Annotated in this window: 19 protein-coding genes; 4 read left to right on the top strand and 15 right to left on the bottom strand. The window is 61.5% G+C overall.

Annotated features, from left to right (window positions below):
• Position 1 precedes the first annotated feature (1 nt).
• Positions 2 to 1084, top strand: a complete 1083-nt coding sequence (gene ribBA, locus MB824_RS06585; RefSeq protein ID WP_238747220.1) for a bifunctional 3,4-dihydroxy-2-butanone-4-phosphate synthase/GTP cyclohydrolase II — start codon at positions 2 to 4, stop codon at positions 1082 to 1084.
• Between the two features lie 58 nt (positions 1085 to 1142).
• Here the strand turns inward: ribBA and MB824_RS06580 are convergent, their stop codons facing one another.
• Positions 1143 to 1937 (bottom strand): hypothetical protein, encoded by a 795-nt coding sequence (locus MB824_RS06580; RefSeq protein ID WP_238747199.1) that lies wholly within the window; start codon positions 1935 to 1937, stop codon positions 1143 to 1145.
• A 90-nt stretch (positions 1938 to 2027) separates the two neighbouring features.
• The gene (greB, locus tag MB824_RS06575; protein ID WP_238747197.1) at positions 2028 to 2516 is read right to left on the bottom strand and encodes a transcription elongation factor GreB; all 489 of its coding nucleotides are present in this window, start codon (positions 2514 to 2516) and stop codon (positions 2028 to 2030) included.
• 196 nt (positions 2517 to 2712) lie between these two features.
• On the opposite strand from greB, the gene MB824_RS06570 reads away from it, so the two are divergent.
• A complete protein-coding gene (locus MB824_RS06570) occupies positions 2713 to 3171 on the top strand; it encodes a hypothetical protein (protein WP_238747195.1) in 459 nt (152 codons plus the stop codon).
• Positions 3172 to 3288: 117 nt separating this feature from the next.
• Here MB824_RS06570 and MB824_RS06565 read toward each other — a convergent pair whose 3' ends face one another.
• From MB824_RS06565 to pdxH, 3 genes are all read right to left on the bottom strand, one after another.
• Entirely contained in the window at positions 3289 to 3726 is a 438-nt protein-coding gene (locus tag MB824_RS06565; RefSeq protein ID WP_238747183.1) for an META domain-containing protein, read from the bottom strand.
• 102 nt (positions 3727 to 3828) lie between these two features.
• Complete coding sequence (locus MB824_RS06560) at positions 3829 to 4113, bottom strand: DUF3079 domain-containing protein (RefSeq protein ID WP_238747181.1); 285 nt, start codon at positions 4111 to 4113, stop codon at positions 3829 to 3831.
• Positions 4114 to 4171: 58 nt separating this feature from the next.
• Positions 4172 to 4804, bottom strand: coding sequence for a pyridoxamine 5'-phosphate oxidase (pdxH, locus tag MB824_RS06555; protein ID WP_238747179.1), 633 nt, complete (start codon positions 4802 to 4804; stop codon positions 4172 to 4174).
• Positions 4805 to 5061: 257 nt separating this feature from the next.
• On the opposite strand from pdxH, the gene hemA reads away from it, so the two are divergent.
• Entirely contained in the window at positions 5062 to 6327 is a 1266-nt protein-coding gene (hemA, locus tag MB824_RS06550) for a glutamyl-tRNA reductase (protein WP_238747177.1), read from the top strand.
• Between the two features lie 174 nt (positions 6328 to 6501).
• Here the strand turns inward: hemA and MB824_RS06545 are convergent, their stop codons facing one another.
• The 10 genes from MB824_RS06545 to MB824_RS06500 all read right to left on the bottom strand — a co-directional run bounded on the left by MB824_RS06545 (position 6502) and on the right by MB824_RS06500 (position 15203).
• On the bottom strand, positions 6502 to 7047 hold the full coding sequence (locus MB824_RS06545; RefSeq protein ID WP_238747175.1) for an RNA pyrophosphohydrolase: 546 nt from the start codon (positions 7045 to 7047) through the stop codon (positions 6502 to 6504).
• Between the two features lie 158 nt (positions 7048 to 7205).
• Positions 7206 to 8432, bottom strand: coding sequence for a DUF711 family protein (locus tag MB824_RS06540; RefSeq protein ID WP_238747173.1), 1227 nt, complete (start codon positions 8430 to 8432; stop codon positions 7206 to 7208).
• A 413-nt stretch (positions 8433 to 8845) separates the two neighbouring features.
• Positions 8846 to 10276, bottom strand: coding sequence for an Asp-tRNA(Asn)/Glu-tRNA(Gln) amidotransferase subunit GatB (gene gatB / locus MB824_RS06535; protein ID WP_238747165.1), 1431 nt, complete (start codon positions 10274 to 10276; stop codon positions 8846 to 8848).
• Positions 10277 to 10440: 164 nt separating this feature from the next.
• Entirely contained in the window at positions 10441 to 11091 is a 651-nt protein-coding gene (locus tag MB824_RS06530; protein ID WP_238747163.1) for a trimeric intracellular cation channel family protein, read from the bottom strand.
• A gap of 57 nt (positions 11092 to 11148) precedes the next feature.
• Complete coding sequence (locus MB824_RS06525) at positions 11149 to 11385, bottom strand: hypothetical protein (protein ID WP_238747148.1); 237 nt, start codon at positions 11383 to 11385, stop codon at positions 11149 to 11151.
• Between the two features lie 52 nt (positions 11386 to 11437).
• Positions 11438 to 12322 carry a VirK/YbjX family protein gene (locus MB824_RS06520; RefSeq protein ID WP_238747146.1) on the bottom strand — a complete coding sequence of 295 codons (885 nt, stop codon included), beginning with the start codon at positions 12320 to 12322 and terminating at the stop codon, positions 11438 to 11440.
• A 195-nt stretch (positions 12323 to 12517) separates the two neighbouring features.
• Positions 12518 to 13285: a tetratricopeptide repeat protein gene (locus MB824_RS06515; protein ID WP_238747126.1), complete on the bottom strand. Its 768-nt coding sequence runs from the start codon at positions 13283 to 13285 to the stop codon at positions 12518 to 12520.
• A 96-nt stretch (positions 13286 to 13381) separates the two neighbouring features.
• Positions 13382 to 14050 (bottom strand): class I SAM-dependent methyltransferase, encoded by a 669-nt coding sequence (locus tag MB824_RS06510; protein ID WP_238747115.1) that lies wholly within the window; start codon positions 14048 to 14050, stop codon positions 13382 to 13384.
• 22 nt (positions 14051 to 14072) lie between these two features.
• The gene (locus MB824_RS06505) at positions 14073 to 14261 is read right to left on the bottom strand and encodes a DUF3460 family protein (RefSeq protein ID WP_238747113.1); all 189 of its coding nucleotides are present in this window, start codon (positions 14259 to 14261) and stop codon (positions 14073 to 14075) included.
• Positions 14262 to 14327: 66 nt separating this feature from the next.
• A complete protein-coding gene (locus MB824_RS06500; RefSeq protein ID WP_238747111.1) occupies positions 14328 to 15203 on the bottom strand; it encodes a lysophospholipid acyltransferase family protein in 876 nt (291 codons plus the stop codon).
• A 156-nt stretch (positions 15204 to 15359) separates the two neighbouring features.
• Between MB824_RS06500 and MB824_RS06495 the strand changes: the two genes are divergently transcribed.
• On the top strand, positions 15360 to 18677 hold the full coding sequence (locus MB824_RS06495; RefSeq protein WP_238747109.1) for a DUF2339 domain-containing protein: 3318 nt from the start codon (positions 15360 to 15362) through the stop codon (positions 18675 to 18677).
• Positions 18678 to 18845: the final 168 nt, after the last annotated feature.

Raw genomic sequence — 18845 nt, 5'->3', positions numbered from 1 at the left:
CATGAGCCAAATCTCTCCCGTACCCGAAATCCTGGCCGACATCAAAGCCGGCCGCATGGTCATCATCACCGATGCCGAAGACCGCGAAAACGAAGGCGATTTGGTGATGGCCGCCCAATTCGTTACCCCCGAAGCCATCAACTTTATGATCAAACACGCGCGCGGCCTGGTGTGCCTGCCGATGGAAAACGCATTGGTGGACAAACTCGGCCTGCCGCTGATGACCCAGAAAAACGGCGCCCAATACGGCACTAACTTCACCGTATCCATCGAAGCGGCCAGCGGCATCTCCACCGGCATCTCCGCCGCCGACCGCGCCCACACCATCCAAACCGCCGTCTCGCCTGGCGTGCGCCCTGAAGACATCGTCCAGCCCGGCCACATCTTCCCGCTGCGCGCGCAAAAAGGCGGCGTGCTGGTACGCGCCGGCCATACCGAAGCCGCCGTCGATCTCGCCCAAATGTGCGGCCTCTCCGGCGCCGGCGTCATCTGCGAAATCCTCAACGACGACGGCACCATGGCGCGCATGCCCGAATTAAAAAAATTCGCCGCCGAACACAACCTCAAAATCGGCACCATCGCCGATCTCATCGAATACCGCAGCCGCACCGAAAGCCTGCTCGAAGAAATGGGCGACACCCTGATCCACACCCCGTGGGGCGACTTCCGCCAACATGTTTACGTGGACAAACTCAACGGCGACACCCACCTTGCCCTGGTCAAGGGCAACCCCGCCGCCGCCGAAGAAACCCTGGTGCGCGTGCACGAGCCGTTTAGCGCCATGGACTTTCTGCAGGCCGACCCCAACCACACCTGGCCGCTGCCCAAAGCGCTCGAGCGCATCCAGCAGGCGGAAAACGGCGTCGCCATCCTGCTGCACCGCACCGAAGACGGCAGCGCCCTTTTGGAGCGCACCCTGCCCAAAAACAGCTTCCAAGTGAAAAAATGGGATAGAAAAACCTACGGCATCGGCGCCCAAATCCTTGCCGGCCTCAAAGTGAGAAAAATGCGCGTGATGGGCAAACCCTCGTCGATGAACGGTTTGACCGGATTTGGTTTGGAAATTACCGGATTTGAAGAATAAAAACGGCGGCTGCCCGCCGCCTAGCTTTTCAGGCTGCCTGAACACAGGCAGCCTGAAATCATTTCCCCATCAGTTTTTGCCAAAAGCTGCGTTTTTTCGCAGGATCAGGCGCGGATACGGACGAATCTGCCAGCCGCCCCGTCAGCCAATACTCGCCCTGTATCACGTTACCGGCCTGCGGCGTATCGTTAAAAGCCGCATCGGGATAAACCGCCGACCACACGCCGCCGTGGGTTGCGATTTCACAGTAGTAAAACACGCTGCCGGTAAGGGCGTTGCGCCGTTTTTCCGCCCGCCGCACCATGCCGGTAAACAAGGCGCGGGCGGCGGGGCGGGTGCGCTCGGGCGCGTTTTCGTCGATAAACATGCCGCTGGGAATAAAACTTTGCGCCGCCCATTTTATTTCCTGCCCTTCTTGGCCGGCATCGAATGCGTCTTCGTCGGCAAATAGCTCTGCCGATTCGGCAAAGGCACAAACCGCGATTTTCTGCGGCGTGTCCGCCGTGCTTGCGGGAAAGGATACGATATCGGGAATATCGAGCACAAAGGGATAATCGCCCTCGCCGTCGGCGCTGCCGTTTTGCCACACTTGGGCAAAACCCGTGCCGTCGTTGTATTCGTTGGCTTCGACATGGCTTACCCAAACCGACTGCAGGCAGCCTGAAAAATACGGCTCAAAGGCGAGCAGCTCGTTGTTTTGGTCGATGGCTGTCCACAACTCGGCACCGCTGGCATCGCGGTACACCGCGTAATCGCCGAAAGCCTGCGCAATCGGCAACACTTGGTCGATGGCGGCGGATATGCTTTCGCCGTCGGTAATACCGGTAAAACCGACCGCATCGTAATGGTTCATTGTTATTTCCTTGATTTAAAGGGTTTTTACTTGAAACGATGTTTTCAGGCTGCCTTCCAAGCAGCCTGAAAACCTTTGCGGCGCGGCATTTCAGTCTATCCGCACATATTCCACCGCCAGAATCTCGATCTGCTCGCGCCCCTGCGGCGTGTGCAGCCAGACCGCGTCGCCCTCGCGGGCTTTGATCAGCGCGCGCGCCAGCGGCGATTTCCACGAGATTTTGTGTTTGGCGGCGTCGATTTCGTCTTCGCCGACAATCCTCACCTGCTGCTCGCTGCCGTCGCCGCGCTCGATGGTTACGGTGGCGGCGAAAAAAATCTGGTCGGTAGCCTCGCGGTTTTCGGGATCGACCACTTCGGCCGCTTCCAGCCGCTTGGTGAGAAAACGGATGCGGCGGTCGATTTCGCGCATCCGCCGCTTGCCGTAGAGATAGTCGCCGTTTTCGCTGCGATCGCCGTTGGAAGCTGCCCAGTTCACCACCTGCACGATTTCGGGGCGCTCTTTGTTCACCAGCTGGAACAATTCGTCTTTCAAAGCCTGCCAGCCGGCTGGCGTCATATAGTTTTTGTGTGCGGACATCTTGCCTTTTCCTGTTTGCAAAGCGCTTTCAGGCTGCCTGAAAACGGATGCGGCGTATTGTAAGGTGCGGCTGCCGCGCGGTAAACTGCGCGCCGCGGCTGCCGCAGCACAACCACAAAAGGCAGCCTGAAAACATGCACATCCTGTTTTGGCGCCGCGCGCCGTTGTTTGATCCTTCCCCCGTCAGGAGTCTGCCATGAAAAAAAGCCTTCCCCTTATCCTTAGTGCCGCCGCGCTGCTGGCCGTTTCAGGCTGCCGCAGCGGTGCTTCGCCGCAGCTCAAGCGCGATATGGCGTCGATGACTGCCGCCCAGCGCGATGCGGTCGGCCGCGACGTCGCCCGCCGTTTCCGCCATGAAAAAGCAAGCATCGAAAACCGCGATATCCGCGTTAAAGACATCAGCTACCGCGCCGCGGACGATACTTTCGTTTATTCGATGGTGCTGAAAAACTACCACGACGTGCGCAAGGTCGATCCGGCGCGCCGCCGCCAGCTGGAAGCGGTGTACCGCCGCGACATCCGCAAGGAAACCTGTCACAACCGCGAATTGCGCGATCTGATGGTGCACGGCCGCTACGCCATCGAATACCGCATCTTCACCACCAACGGCAAAATGCTGACCGCACCCGCCCGCGTTACCGCCCGCGACTGCTGAACCGTCTGCATAAAAACGCCCGCTCCGGAAATTCGGGGCGGGCGTTTTGTTGTTTGGCGGAGACTGCCATTTTTCAGGCTGCTTTGCTTTTAGGCAGCCTGAAAAGGGCAAACGGGCTTACTGCGCGGCTTTATCGGCCGGCTCGAACACCATTTCCTGACCGGGCTTGCCGAGAAACAGGCGGCCGTTTTCGATGCGGTAGCGGCCGTCGGCGCCAATCTCTTCGATCAGGCGGTTGAAGCGCTGCTCAAGATCCATGCGGCCGTCGCAATACATCAGGGTGCTGACGCCGGTGCCGGGGCGGAAAGTGCCGCTGGTATCGGTCTGGACATCAAAGCTGATGCCGTTACAGCCCATCTTGGCATGCGCCTGCGGCAGTTTGCGCAAATCCAAAGTACCGCCGACTTCGGCCACACGGGCATCGGCAATACCGGGCATATGGCGCAGCTGCCAAACCTGCTTGAGCGGCGGCTGGCCGCCGCCGAACCGATCTCCAGCGGTACAGGCGGCCAGCATCAGCGCAGCAGCGATGGCGGATAAGGTTTTTACAGGCATGGTTTTACCTCCGTTTCGGTTGCAGAAAAAATCTTGATTGCCCCAAGCAGCCTGAAAGGGAAAAACGCTGTTTCAGGCTACCGCAGGCGGCAGTCGAACCGTTTAAACGGTTTCTTTCTTTTTGCCCAGCAGGGGCAGCTTGATATGCGGTTTGGCGCTTGGCGCGGCAGCAGGCGCCGGTTTCAGACCCAGCTCGATTTGCTGCTTCTCGCTCAGCAGATTGCTCCAGTCGCCGTTTTTATACCACTCGGGGCCGTCGGTTTCGATGGGGTGCTGGATGCGCTCGCAGCCGTTGCCGCACTGCAGATCGGCGGCGGTGCAGTATTTCTCGCAGCCCCAGCAGATACGTTCGGGATTTTTCGGATGGATGGGGAATTTTTTGGCCATAGCGGTAGTTTGCTTCGGATGCAGGCAGCCTGAAAACGGCCGCCGGCGGATATATGCGTCAGGGTGCCAGCCGCTCTTTAATCCATGCGCCGTTTTCGCTGCGGTAGCGAATACGGTCGTGCAGGCGGCTGGGGCGGCCCTGCCAGAATTCGATGCTTTCGGGCAGGATGATGTAGCCGCCCCAATGCGGCGGGCGCGGTACTTTCAGCGGATGTTTGGCGCCGATGGCGGCGGCACGCGCCAAGAGTACCGCCTTGCCGGAAATCACCGTGCTCTGCTCGCTCGCCCACGCGCCGACGCGGCTGGCGTAGGGGCGGCTGTCGAAATAGGCGTCGGACTCGTGCGCCGGCAGTTGTTCCACCCGCCCTTCCACGCGCACCTGCCGCTCGAGTTCCGGCCAGAAAAAAGTGAGCGCGGCAAAGGGATGCGCCGCCAGCGCCTGCCCTTTGCGGCTGGAGTAATTACTGAAAAACACAAAGCCGTTGCGGTTCACTTCCTTGAGCAGCACCATGCGCGCGCTGGGGCGGCCGTCGGCGCCGACGGTGGCGACGTTCATCGCCGTCGGCTCGTTCGCTTCGGCCTTAACCGCCTCGTCCAGCCAGCGTTCAAACTGCTCAAACGGGCTGTCGCTGCATTGGCTTTCCGATAATTCCTGTTTGCTGTAATCCTCGCGGATATGGTGCAGATCCATGCTCGAACTCCTTTTTCAGGCTGCCTTGCGGCTGCGGATGCGGCAGCCTGAAAGACAAAATGGGATGGCGGCGCGCATTATAGTCCTGCCGCCGCCGCATTGCATCTGCCGCGGCAAAGCGCATGAATGCAGGGTTTTGAAAATTAAGCCAAATAATAACGATTCTTATTTATAGTTAAAAACTAAATTTTTTTGTATGTCAGTAATTTTTTGCTATAATCGCGCCCAAGTTTTACCCAAAATTACAGACCACCGCCATGAAACTCACCGTTATCGGCCTCAACCACCAGACCGCCCCGCTGCACATTCGGGAAAAACTGGCTTTCCCCGCGGGGATACTGCCGGATGCCGTCCGCGACTTGAACGGCCGTGCTGCCGCCGAAGCGGTGATTCTTTCCACCTGCAACCGCACCGAGCTTTACTGCGTGGGCGATGCCGAGATGATTATCGGCTGGCTGGCCGAGCACCGCGGCGTTTCCGTTGAAGCGCTGCGCCCCTATCTTTACGTTTACGGCTGCAGCGAAACCATCCGCCACGCTTTTCGCGTCGCCTCCGGTTTGGACAGCATGGTTCTGGGCGAGCCGCAGATTCTCGGCCAGATGAAAGAAGCGGTGCGTACCGCCGAAGCGCAGGGCAGCTTGGGAACCTGGCTCAATTCGCTGTTTCAGAAAACTTTTTCCGCCGCCAAAGAAGTGCGCAGCCGCAGCGGCGTCGGCGACAACGTAGTCTCAATGGCTTCGGCCAGCGTGCGCATGGTGGAAAACACCGTCGGCGACATTAGCGGCCTGAACGTGCTGTTTGTCGGCGCCGGCGAAATGGTCGAATCGGTTGCCGCCTACTTCTCCGCCGCCCGCCCGCGTCTTCTGACCATTGCCAACCGCACACTGGCGCGCACCGAAGCGCTGTGTGCCAAGCTCGAAGGCAATCTCGAAGCCACCACGCTGGAAAGCCTGCCACAGATACTCCACCGCTACGATGCCGTAATCGCCTGCACCGGCTCGCAGTACGCGCTGATTACCCGCGAAATGGCCGAAAGCGCTATGACTGAGCGCAGCGGCCGCCGCCAGTTTATGCTCGATTTGGCGGTGCCGCGCAATATCGAAGCCGAAACCGCGCAGGTCGAAGGTATCAGCCTGTTTACCGTCGATGATATGACCGCCGCCGTCGAGCAGGGTCGCGAAGCCCGCCGCAGCGCCGCCGAAACAGCCGAAGCGCTGGTTGCACAAAAAGTGGCCGACTTTATTTCATGGCAGCAAAGCCGCCAGCGCGTGCCGCTGATCTGCGCCCTGCGCCAAGAAGGCGAACGCGCCCGCCGCCAGGTTTTGGAAAACGCCATGCGCCAGCTGGCCAAAGGCACCGCCCCCGAAGAAGTGCTCGAGCGCCTGTCGGTACAGCTCACCAACAAACTGCTGCACTCGCCCACCCGCGCCCTGAACAAGGCCGAAGCGCAAGACAAACACCTAATCAGCGCGCTCACCCACGTTTACCGCTTGAGCGACAGCGCCAACGCACACACCGAATAACAAAAGAGAACGCAAACCACGCGTCAAAGCAGCCTGAAAGTTTTTCAGGCTGCTTTTTTTTGCTGCCGGGCGGCAAGACCCTGCGCCGCTCCCAACAAATCGCACAGCCGTCAGACAAAAAGCAGCCTGAAAACCTTTTTTGCGGTTTTCAGGCTGCTTTGCCCGCCAACACCATTACTGCTGCTGCTCGGCCTGGCGGCGTTTTTTTTCGTCCCACATCCTGCCGTAGTACTCGCCAAAGCTCTCCAGCCCGATCAAAAAGCGCGACAGCTCGGTTAGCGCGCCCTGATACACGCGGCGTTTGAACTCGATCACTTCGTCTATCGGCGCCCAGTATTCGTGCCAGCGCCAGTCGTCGAACTCGGGATGGCTGGTGGCGTGCAGGTGGACATCGCTCTCACGGCCGGTCAGCCGCAGCAAAAACCAGATCTGCTTCTGGCCGCGGTAGGCGCCGCGCCATTCGCGCCGCACCCAGTTTCCCGGCACGTCGTAGCGCAGCCAGTCGCGCGTGCGGCCGAGAATCTGCACATGGTGCGGCAGCAGGCCGACTTCTTCGAGCAGCTCGCGGTACATCGCCGTTTCCGGACTTTCGCCGGGCTTAATGCCGCCTTGGGGGAACTGCCACGACTGCTCGCGCAGGCGCTTGCCCCAGAACACTTTATTGTCCTGGTTGGTCAGAATGATGCCGACGTTCGGCCGGTAACCTTCTCTGTCCAGCATGGCTGCCTTTCGCGTGATGGCATTAAAAAAGGGGGCGATTTTCCCATAAATCGGGCGCGGGATAAAGCGGCCGGCGCCAGTATCCAAGCCAAACCGGCAGCATCAGACAGCGCCATCGGCAAGGCAGCCTGAAAACGGCAAACGGCTTTTCAGGCTGCCTAATCCACCGCCAGCACCGCGCAGTTGCACAAATCGCTGCTTTCAAACTGCGTGATGTCGCCGGCTTTCAGGTTGGGCACGGGGAACAGGCGCACGGTGAGCGGTTTGTTCAGGCGGAACGCCAGGGCGGCGGTGTCGCGCATCAGGGCGTGGATTTTGTGCGCTGGGGTGTCGCCGGGGATGGGCACGGTGTCCAGCCCGATGCCGCAGACGCTGCTGTATGTGAGCAGGGCGCGCAGGTCAAAGCTGGGGATTCGGCTGGCTTGGGCGAGGCCGCTGTCTTCGGTTACGGCGAGCATCAGCCCTGAAAAGCCGACGGCGCGGACGTTTTCCGGCGTTTTGAACACGCGGGTGAGCAGGGCGGAGGCTTCTATGCTGCCTGCCGCGCCGAAATGCGGCACGCGCAGCAGGCGGTAGATTTCTGCCATGGAGGTGCAGTTTTTGGCGGGGGCGGCGGAGGTGTCCATGCCGGCGTAACGCCAGTTTCCGTCCAAGGTGGTGGCGGCGATAACCGCTTGCACGGCGTCGGCGTGGTATTGCAGGGCTTGGCGCATGGCGGTGTAGGCAGCCTGAAGAAAGGCGGACTGGTCGGCGGGCGGCGCGGCGATGCTGCGGATGGCGGCGGCGAGCAGGTCGGGGGTTTCAAGCCCGACGACGATGCAGTCGCCGTCTGCGCCGCGGTGGTAACCTGCGGGGAAGTAGGGAATCAGCGGCGCGCAGTTGAAATTGACGGTGAAGTTGAAGTTGCCTTCGCCGCGCGGGGTGATGCGGGCGATTTCTTGCACGGCGGCGGTGCAATGCTCTATTTGTGCGCTGTCGGGCAGTCCGTTTTCGTCGGCGGCGACGTTGACGCAGGCGTTGGCAAGATCGCCGTAGTCGCGGATCAGCTCGGGCAGCAAGCCGATTTCGGCGGCGCTGCGGGCTTCGCCGATGGCAAAGCGGATGCGCAGCCCGTTTTGGTTGAGACTGCCGAGAATGTCGCGGATGCGTGCCAAGCCTTGTTTGGCCGCGGCGGGGCTGCTGGTGTCCAGATATTCGCCGAAGGGGTTGGCGACAATGCGCACGGATTGGACGGTGTAGCCTGCTTGTGCGAAGGCGGCGGCCAGGCGGTCGCATTGGCGTTTGGCATCCGCCAGCACGCGCTGCCAGCTTTGCGCGTCGGGCGTGAGCGTGGCAAAGGCGGTAATGGCGCGGACGCGGCACAGATCGGGGGATTGCAGGTTCATGGGGTGGCTCGCTTTCTGGGTTTGGCGGGTGTGGGATGAATAGTTAAGGTGAAGGCAGCCTGAAAATGGTTTTATGGTTTTCAGGCTGCTTTTGGTGTGGGATAAAACGGTGCTTACTGCGCCCTGCTCCGTATCGGCAAAGGCAGCTTGAAACGCATTTTCCCGTTTTGGTTACGCCGAAGCTGCGCTTTCAGGCTGCCTTTAAGTCTGTCGGCATTCGGCATTGCGGCGGCGTTTTGCTGGGAAACGGCTGCGTAAGCTCTAATGTTGGCTTTCAGGCTGCCTTTGACATCACAGGCAGTCTGAAAGCGCAGCTTCGGCGTAGCCAAAACGGGGTTTGCCATCTTTTCAGGCTGCCTTTGCTTTTTCAGGCTGCCTAATCCGATAGGCAGCCTGAAAGCAGGTTTACGGCATCACCCCAGCTTGGCTTTCACCAATTCCTGCACCTGCGCGGGGTTGGCTTTGCCTTTGCTGGCTTTCATCACCTGCCCGACAATCGCATTGAGGGCTTTTTCGTTGCCCGCTTTGAACTGCTCCACCGCTTTGGCGTTGTTCGCCAGCACTTCGTCCACCATCGCTTCAATCGCGCCGCTGTCGGTGATTTGCACCAAACCGTGTTTCTCAATGATTTGTTCAATCGTCGCTTCGGGTTCCGCCCACATCGCTTCAAAGGCTTTTTTCGCCAGCTTGCTGCTCAATGTGCCGTCGGCGATTTTGCCCACCAGCGCAGCCAGCCGCGCCGCGGTAATCGGGCTTTGTGCCAGCTCCAAGCCTTCGCGGTTCAGCGTTGCCGCCAGTTCGCCGTTCATCCAGTTGGCAACCAGCTTGCCCTGGCCGCTGGCGCTGGCGGCTTCGGTGAAGTAGGCAGCCTGAACGCGGCTGGCGGTAAGCAGGCGGGCATCGTATTCGCTTACGCCGAACTCGCTGACAAAACGCGCCGCCATCTCTTTGGGCAGCTCGGGCATTTCGCTGCGGGCGGCTTGCAGCTGTGCATCGGAAATGATAACGGGCAGCAGGTCGGGGTCGGGGAAGTAGCGGTAGTCGTGCGCGTCTTCTTTCAGGCGCATCACGCGGGTTTCGCCCTTGTCGGGGTCAAACAGCATGGTCGCCTGCTGCACTTTGCCGCCGTCTTCCAACAGCTCAATCTGCGCTTGTACTTCGTAGTTAATTGCCTGCTCCAAAAAGCGAAACGAATTCAAATTCTTAATCTCGCGGCGCGTGCCAAACTCCGCCTGCCCTTTGGGGCGCACCGACACATTGGCATCCACGCGGAACGAGCCTTCCGCCATATTGCCGTCGCAAATGTCCAGCCAAGTAACCAAACCGTGCAGGGCTTTGGCATAGGCAACCGCTTCGGCAGCGGAGCGCATTTCGGGCTCGGACACCACTTCCAACAGCGGCGTGCCGGCGCGGTTCAGGTCGATGCCGGTGGCGCCGTTCAAGCCTTCGTGCACCGATTTGCCCGCGTCTTCTTCCATATGGGCGCGGGTTACATTGATGGTCTTCACTTCATCACCCACCACGATTTCCAGCTTGCCATGCTCCACAATCGGCAAATCCAACTGGCTGATTTGGTAGCCTTTGGGCAGGTCGGGATAGAAATAGTTTTTGCGGTCAAACACGTTTTTCTGGTTGATTTTGGCATTCAGCGCCAAGCCGAGCTTAATCGCTTTTTCCACCACTTCGCGGTTCATCACCGGCAGCGTGCCCGGCAGCGCGCATTCCACCACGCTGGCATGCGCGTTCGGCTCGGCGCCAAAGGCGGTACTCGCGCCGCTGAAAATTTTGGATTTGGTGTTGAGTTGGACGTGGATTTCCAATCCGATTACGGTTTCCCAGGTCATAGGTGGTCTTTCTGCATGAAAATTTTGGAGTGGGCGCAGTCTGCCGGCAAAGCGGCAGGCAGCCTGAAAAATAGGGGCAATATCGGCGCGCATTTTATCAGCCTTTTGCCCGTTTTTTCGATTTGCCCTAGCCGCAGGCAGCCTGAAAAAGCTTGTCCGTCCGCTTAAGCAGCGCCCTTATCCTGCCGGCTTTGCTCACGGTGGCGGTTTTGAAAACCCGGCAGCTGCCAGTGGAAACGGTAGGCGGTTAAGCGCAGCAGGCAGCCGCCGATAAAGAGCGCGTTGAGCGTCAGCGCGTTGCTCCAGCCGGCTTTGGCCAGCAGATACATCAGGATGCCGATTAGGATGGCGATGCTGCCGTACAGATCCGAGCGCAGAATCATCGGCACTTTGTTGACCAGAATATCGCGGGCAATGCCGCCGCCGACGGCGGTAACAAACGCCAACACCACCACGCCGAACAGGTTTAAATGCAGCGCCACGCCGACCTGCGCGCCGGTAATGCTGAACGCGGCCAGGCCGATGGCATCGGCAACGATAAACGCGGCGGTCAGCGCGGCACGGCGGCGGCGCTCAAGCCGGAACAGCCAGGCCGCCGCCAGCGTGGCAAACACCACAATCAGCGCGTCGGTGCGCAAAAACACCTGCGGAATATGGCCGACCAGCGCGTCGCGCATCATGCCGCCGCCGACGGCGGTCAGCAGAGCGGTAATCACAACGCCGAGTACGTCCAGCCGCTTGCCGTAGCCCACCAGATAGCCGGAAATGGCAAAAGCGATGGTACCGATAATGTTGATAAGGTCGGTAGTGGTCATGGTTTTTATGTATGGTTCGGTGCGGGCCGGATAAGGGTATCCAGCGGTTTCGAGTTTTCAGGCTGCCTGAAAGATGGCTTCTTCATTTTGCTCCGCAACCGTTTGGCGCAGCTGCTGCACCGTCAGCGCGACGTGGCCGTTGCCGTAAAAACGGCGCGGGTTGCCGCACATCCAGCAAGAACAGCGGGCGGGCGTGGCTATGTGTTGCCCGATGGATACGCCGGTAAAACAATAGTCGTGCCGACGTTTGTTTTTCAAACGGGAAAGATGATGGCGGCGCAGGGCTCGGCTCATAATGGCTCCTGGTTAGTTTTCAGGCTGCTTTTCACACAAGCCTGCTATCGCTTTACTCGGTTTCCGTTTCAGGCTGCCTGAAAAACGCCCGCATCTCGGCTTCGGCCTGATCGAGCATTTGGTAGCGCTTGCGGTACATCGAGCGTTTTTTACTGTCGATTTCGTCCATTTCCTTACGCTGCGGCGCGGCGGGCAGGTACCAGTAGCCGTCGTCGCCCAATATTGCGCCGCTTTCCTGCCAGTATTGGTCGTAATTCATTTTCACCCGTTTTTTCAGCTTCCAGCGCAACTTGGCCTGATGGTTGTGGGCGATGCCCAAAGCACTCAGGCCGAGCGCGGCGGCAAGGTATTGGAACGCGGCGGCCATCAGCTGCTGCGGGCGCAGGCCGTGAAGCTGCTTGGTCAGGCGGCGCACGGTGTCTTTGGCTTCTTCACCCGCCGGCCCCTGCACCGAAGCGGCCAGCAAGCCCTGCGGCACAAAGGCGAAGGTGGCCATATACAGGCGGTTTTGCTGCCCGTCGCGCAGCGACAGCGACCACATTCCTTCATCGACGCAGTTGTCGTTGCGGTTGAGACAAAGCGTCAAATCATCCGTAAGTCTGGCGATCACATGCAGCGGGCGTGCTTCGCCCATTTGCGCGAGCAGTTTGCGGCCAAAATGGCGCTCGGCGGCGATCAGATCGTACTGCATGGCGGCCAGGCGCTTATCGGTGTTCAAACGCTTGTCGATAAAGGCGTGCAGCAGCGGATAAGCGTCTTGTACTCGGGTGGCGAAAAAATCCTGATACACGGGCGACGAATTGACAAAGGCTTCAAACGCGCGCACCTGCCGCCGTGCCAGCAGTTTGCGCAGGGCAAATTTCAGGTGCTGGTCGCGGTATTTGGGCGCGAAGTTGTACACGGCGCGGTAGTCGGGAAAAACAAAGGGCTTGGACATGGCGGGTGGGGAATCGGGTGATTGTGGCAGCCGTCTGCGGCGGGCAGGCGGCTTGGTGTGTTTTCAGGCTGCTTTCGGGTTTATTGGTGTATGGCCGCAATGCAAAACAGCGGGATGCCAAACGGCTTTCAGGCAGCCTGAAAACGTTTTGCCGTATCGGATTCGTTTTCAGGCTGCCTTATCGTACGGGCTGCGCTAGCGGCGCACTTTTTCTGCCGCGCGGCGGGCGGCGGCGCTGTCGGGATAGGTGCGGATCAGGCGGCGCCAGGTGTCGCGGGCGATGTCCTGCTGCTGGATGTTCCACTGGCATTGGCCGACGGCGTACAGCGCTTCGCCGGCCTGCGGGCTGGCGGCAAACAGGCCGGCGTAGCGCTGGCCGATGTGGATAACGGACTGGCAGTTGTTCAGCCGCTGGTGGCTTTGCAGCAGCAGATACATGCGGCGGGCGGCCTGTGGGCTGCCGTCGCCGCCGTTGTCGGCGCCGCGCAGGGTGGCGAGCACGCTTTGGTACTGGCCTTGGCGGAACTGCTGCTGGGCGCGCTCCCAGCTGTTGTCGCGGGCGGGGGCAGCCTGAACGGCGGCTTGGCGGGCGGCAGACGGCGCATTGCGGTGCGTTTTGCGTGGCGGCGGTGCGGCGGTTTCTTTGTCTTTGCCGTCTTTTTCTTTATCTTTTTCCTTGTCTTTCTGATCTTTGTCTTTTTGCTCCCACTGCTTGATCTGGCGGCGCAGCTCTTCCAGCTGCTGCTGTTGCATTTCCACCTGCCGCTCGAGCGCGGCAATCCGCTCGCCGGCATCGGCTTCCGGATAGGGCAGCGGCGCGGGGCGCGGGGCGGTGGCAACAGTTTCGGTGCTCTCTGCGGCAGTCTGTGCAGACGGCTGCGCCTGCGGCACAACGGCGGCAGGCAGCGCGCAGGCGCCGAGCACGGCGGGAATCAGTAGGGAAAAACGGGGAAGGATATTCATGGTATCTGGACACAAGTTTAGGCAGCCTGAACATTCAGGCTGCCATGTTCGGATGCGGATGGCGCGGCGCCGGCAGGCGGCTGCCGCGCGGTCTGTTTACAGTTTTTGCAGCAGCGTCAGGCCGTCGCCCAGCGGCAGGGTGATCGGCAGCACGCGCTCGTCGAGTGCAAGATCGGCGTTGAACTGCTGCAGCACGGCGACGGCGGGCGGGCTGTCGCTTTGCAGCGGACGGGCAACGCGGCCGCCGAGCAGGATGTTGTCGATGGCGATAATGCCGCCTCGGCGCACCAGTTGCAGGCAGCGCTCGTAATATTGCGGGGTGGGTTCTTTGTCGGCGTCGATAAAGGCGAGATCGTAGCTTTCGCCGGCGCCGGCGGCGAGCAGCTGCTCAAGCGTGATCAGCGCCGGCTGCAGATGCAGGCGGATTTTGTGTTCGATGCCGGCGGCCTGCCAGTAGCGGCGGGCGTGTTCGGTAAAGCTGACATTGATGTCGCAGCAGTCCAGCTGCGCGTCTTCGGGCAGCGCCAGCGCAACGGCGGTGCTGCTGTAGCCGGTAAAAACGCCGATTTCCAAGTAGCGGCGGGCGCCGATCAAACGCGCCAGCCACACCAGCATCTCGGCCTGCTCGGGCGCGATCGCCATTTTGCCCATGCGGTGGCCGGCGGTTTCGCGGCGGATTTGCGCCAGCAGCGGATGCTCGGCGCGGCTGTGGCGGCGCAGATAGGCCAAAAGTTCGGCATCAAACGGCGGGGTGTGGACGGACATTTTTCAGGCTGCCTGCGCGCGTTTAGTCCATCTGATAATAGGTATAGGGCTTTTTCGCCAGCTTGGCGGCGGCGTAGTCGGCTTCATCTTCGGGATTGAGTTCGACATCCCACAGCAGGTTGCGGTTGACCAGGCGCTGCTGCGCTTCTTCGGGATGCTCTTCGATGTAGTTGTTGAGAAACTTGGTGGCTTCGGATTGGTAGTCGTACATAATTTTTTCCTTTGGATATGGCGGTTTGGCTGCGGGCGCGATTATAGTGGAATGCGCCGGCGGCGGCTACTGCGGCGGGCGCTCGGGGGCGCCGGCGGGGTGTTTGTAGCGGTTGTAGGCAAACAGGTATTGGGCGGGGAAACGGCGCACCCAGGCTTCGACGTTTTCATTAACCAGCCGTGCATCGTGTACCTTATCGCCGTTCAGGCAGCCTGAAAGCGGGGCGATGTGCAGCGCGAAGCCGCGACCTTTGGGCAGGCGCTCGCCGCAGAAAAACAGGGTTTCCACATTATCGAGCCGCGCCAGCTTGCCCGCCAGCGTCATGGTGTAGGCCGGTTTGCCGAAAAACGGCACCCATACGCCGCCGCCTTCCTGCGGGTCGGGCACATGGTCGGGCAGTACGATGGTCGCTTCGCCGGCCTTGAGCGCCTGCATCACCTGCTTGACGCCCTGCAGGCTGGCCGGCGCGGTGCGCCCCTTGCCGCGCACGCGCCCGGCCTGCATCACACTGTCGAGCAGCGCGCTTTTGGGCGGCTTGTACATCGCCGTCAGCGCAAAGGGCAGGCGCTCGCTGATGTAGCGGCCGGCCAGATCGTAGCTGCCCAGATGCGGGGTGAGCAGCAGCAGTCCGCGCCCCTGCGCCAGTGCGCTTTCGATATGCTCCCAGCCGTGGGTTTGCACAAACAGCGTGGCAATGCTTTCAGGCTGCCTGAAAAACGCCACCGGCAATTCGATGCCGCCTTTCATGGTTTCGCGCAGCACGCTTTTCACCATCGCATCGCCGCTGTCCAAGCCGGCAACCGCCAGATTTTCGCGCACCCGCTCGCGGTTTTCGCGCGAACAATAAAACAGCAGCGTGCCCAGCAAAGCACCCAGCAGGTGCAAAAGGCGCAGCGGCAGCGCGGCCAGCAGGCGGAACAGGAAAAAAACAAGGGTCTGCATTATCGGCGGCGAACAATAGCGGATAAAAAAGCGCGGATTGTAGCACGCGGCCGCAGCAGGCAGCCTGAAAGATACAGGCAGCACCGCGCCGGCTTGCCGCCTGCGGCGAATCTCCGTAGCATAGCCGCCATCGACAACTGCCTTGCCGAGACTGAGATGATTGCGCGTACATTGTTGCTGGTATTGCTGCCGCTACTGGTATTTTCCGCCGTCGGCCTGTTCCAACTGGGCTTTGCCGCGGCGCTGGTCACTGCGGTGTTTCTGGCGCTGCGCCGCCAAGAAACGCAGGATGAAGAAAACTCGCTGCGCGAGCGCGTCGAATGGCTGGAGCTGACGGTCGGCCGTCTGCAGCGGCAGCTGAAAGAGCTGCAGCAGTCGCAGCGGTACAGCGGTTTTGCCGCGCCGCCGCCAGCGGCAGACTTCAGGCAGCCTGAAAACCCGCTGCCCGAGCAAACACCCGCCGCCGCGCCGCGCCCGCTGCAGACGCCGCCGCCCGTCCGTCCCGAAGTGCCGGCGGATGCCGCCCCCGCAGCGGCGTTTCAGGCTGCCCCTACCGAAGCCGAAATCGAAACCGATGCCGGCAGGGCGCAAAACACTTTCAGGCAGCCTGAAAGCCCTGTCCGCCCTGCCCCTTCCGGCACGGCGCCGGTACGCGGCGGCAATGGGAAAATTATCGTGCGCCGGCGCAAAACGGCCACGGATACGGCAGCGGATGCGGACGCGCCCAACCCGATACTCGCCTGGTTTCTTAAAGGCAATCCGCTGCTCAAAGCCGGCGTGGTGGTGCTGTTTCTCGGACTGGCTTTCCTGCTGCGCTTTGCTTCCGAACACATCCACCTGCCGGTGCGCGTGCGCTATCTGGCGGTGGCAGCGGCCGGGCTGGCGGCAGCGCTCACCGGCTGGAAGCTGCAGCGCCAACGCCGCGAATACGGGCTGGTGCTGCAGGGCTTCGGCATCGCGGTGATGTATCTGACCGCACTGGCGGCGGTCAAACTGCATCCGCTGCTGCCGGCGGATGCGGCGCTGGTGCTGATGGTGGCGCTGGTATTGGCGATGGCGATGCTGGCGCTGCTGCAGGACGCCGAAATTCTGGCGCTGGTGGCGCTGGCCGGCGGCATGGCGGCGCCGCTGCTGCTCGCCGACGGCTGCGGCAGCCACGTTTTCCTGTTTTCCTATCTGGCGCTGCTCAATGCCGGCGTGGCGTTGATGGCGTGGTTCAAATCGTGGCGCAGCCTGAATTTGGCCGGCTTTTGCGGCAGCTTTCTGATTGCCGTTTCGTGGGGCATCCACGATTACCGCCCGCAGCTGTTTGCTTCGGCTGAAGCCTTTTTGCTCTACCACTGGCTGCTTTACACCCTGATTGCCTGCCTGTTTGCCCGCCGCGTGTTGCTGGATCAGGAAAACGCCTTACAGAACGATGACGATGACGGTACCCCGCCCGACGATGCCACACTGGCCCAGCTGTGGCAGGCGCTGCTGCGCGGCCTGTGGCGGGTGGGCATGCTCGACAGCGCCCTGCTCTTTGGCAGCGCCTTTGCCGCTTTCCAGCTGCAGTATGCGATGCTGGCTGCGGGCGCGCCGCTCAAGCCGGCGGCAGCGGCGCTGCTGTTTGCCGCGGTTTACGCCCTGTTTGCGCTGGTGCTGTGGCGCGGCAGCCGCGCGTTTGCCGTGCTGGCGCAGGCTTTTGCCGCGCTGGCCGCGCTGTTTGCCACTTTGGCGGTGCCGCTGGCTTTCGGGCGCGCGCAAACCGTGTCGTTGTGGGCATTGGAAGCGGCGCTGGCCTACTTTTTCGCGCGCAAGCAGCGGCTGGCGCATGTGCGGCTGGCCGCGCTGCTGCTGTATCTGGCCGTCGCCCTGAAGGCGCTGGACAGCGTGTTTGCCGCAGACAGCGCTTCGCCGGCGGTGGCGCTGGCCGCCGCAGCCGGAGGCGGCATGCTGGTATGCGGTGCTTTTTATGGTTTCAGGCTGCCTGCGGCGCGCTGGGAGCGCAATTTGCAAACCGCGGCAATGGCGGCGGTGGTTCTGCTGCTGCCGCTGTTGGCGCGCGAGCTGTTTGCCCCGCGCGGCTTTATGCTGGCGGTCGCATTGCTGGCGCTGGCCGCCGCATGGCTGCGCCGTCGGTTCGATGCCAAAATGCTGCCGGCGGCGGCCGTGTTTTACGGTGGGCTGGTTTTAGTCGAAGCCATTGCCGGCACTGTCCCGTCCGAGTCCGTTGGCCAACCGTCCTGGCCGGCGCTGCTGTGGCAGACTTCTTCTTCGCTGCTGCCGCCCGTCTTTGCCGCCGCCGTGCTGGCCGCCGCGTCCTATCTGCTGTTTGCCAGCGCCGATGAAGGGCAGTCTGAAAACCATAATCGGCACCGCAGCGGTCGTGAAATTACCCATTCAAAGCAGCCTGAAAACCTTTGCGCCGCGCTCTTGCTGGCGTGCGCGCTGCCGACTGCCTTTGCCGCCATCGCCCGCTTTGGCGACGCCTGGGGCAGTCCGGATACCGCGCTGCTGCTGCAGATGCTGCCCTTTTTGCTGCTGGCTGCCGCCGGCCGGCAGTCGGACTGGCGCCATGCCCGCCAAGCCGCGCTGGTGCTGCTGCCGCTTTTGGGCGCCGTGCTGTGGCCGCGCATTCCCGTCTGGGCGCAGCATGGTCTGCTGCCGGGTCTGATCGTGCTGTCTGCCTTCAGCGCCGCTGCCGTCTGGATTACCGCGCCGCAGCGTTTTGAGCGCCGTGAAAACGGTCTGCTTTGGCACGGTCTGATGCTCGCCGTGCCGCTGGCGCTGTGGACACGCTTTAGCGGTCTTGCCGCCGCAGAACACCTGCCCGCCGCCTGGCAGCCTGCAGGCTGGCTGGCCGCACCGTTTGCCGGCGCCCTGCTGCTTTACGCGCTGCGCCGGCACACGCCGCCGCGCTATGACGCGCTCTACCGTCCGGCTGCCGGCGCCGCGCTGGCGTCTTTCGCGCTGCTGTGGCTGCTGTGGGCCAACTGGCGCCAGCCCGCCGAATCCGCTTCCTACCTGCCGTTGCTGAACCTGCTGGAGCTGCCGCAACTGGCGCTGTTTGCTTTTGCTTGGCAGAGCCGCGATCATTGGTTGGACGATGCCGAAAACCGCCGCCCCGTCTATGCCGTTTTCGCCGCCGCCGCGCTTTACGCCCTAAGCGCCGCAGTGATGCGTCTGTGGCATTTTTACGGCGGCGTTGTCTGGCAGCTCGACACCCTGCTCGCTTCCTTCGGCCTGCAGGCCAGCCTGTCGATTGTATGGGCGCTCTCGGCCATCGCCCTGATGACTTCTGGCCACCGCCGCGGCATCCGTCCGCTCTGGTTTTGCGGCGCCGCCCTAATGGCGGTGGTGGTGGCCAAGCTGTTTTTGGTCGAACTGGGCAACAGCGGCGGCATCGCCCGCATCGTTTCCTTTATCGTTGTCGGCCTGCTGTTGCTGCTGGTAGGCTGGTTCGCACCGGTGCCGCCCAAAGATGAAACCTGAACACGCACCAACCGCACTTTCAGGCTGCCCGATATTTTCAGGCAGCCTGAAAGCGTTTTGCCCCGCTTAAATCTTTCAGGCTGCCCCGCCAAGGCAGCCTGAAAAATGCGCGCAAGCACCGCCCCTGCCGCTGCTTGTGGCATTTGGGCGCAGGGCACAGGCGGTAAA

Origin of the sequence: Kingella pumchi (genome assembly GCF_022288825.1) — a bacterium.
Classification (GTDB): Bacteria; Pseudomonadota; Gammaproteobacteria; order Burkholderiales; family Neisseriaceae; genus Kingella_D; species Kingella_D pumchi.
Note: the sequence above shows the minus strand (reverse complement) of the source record. Positions and strands in the feature narration are given on the sequence as shown.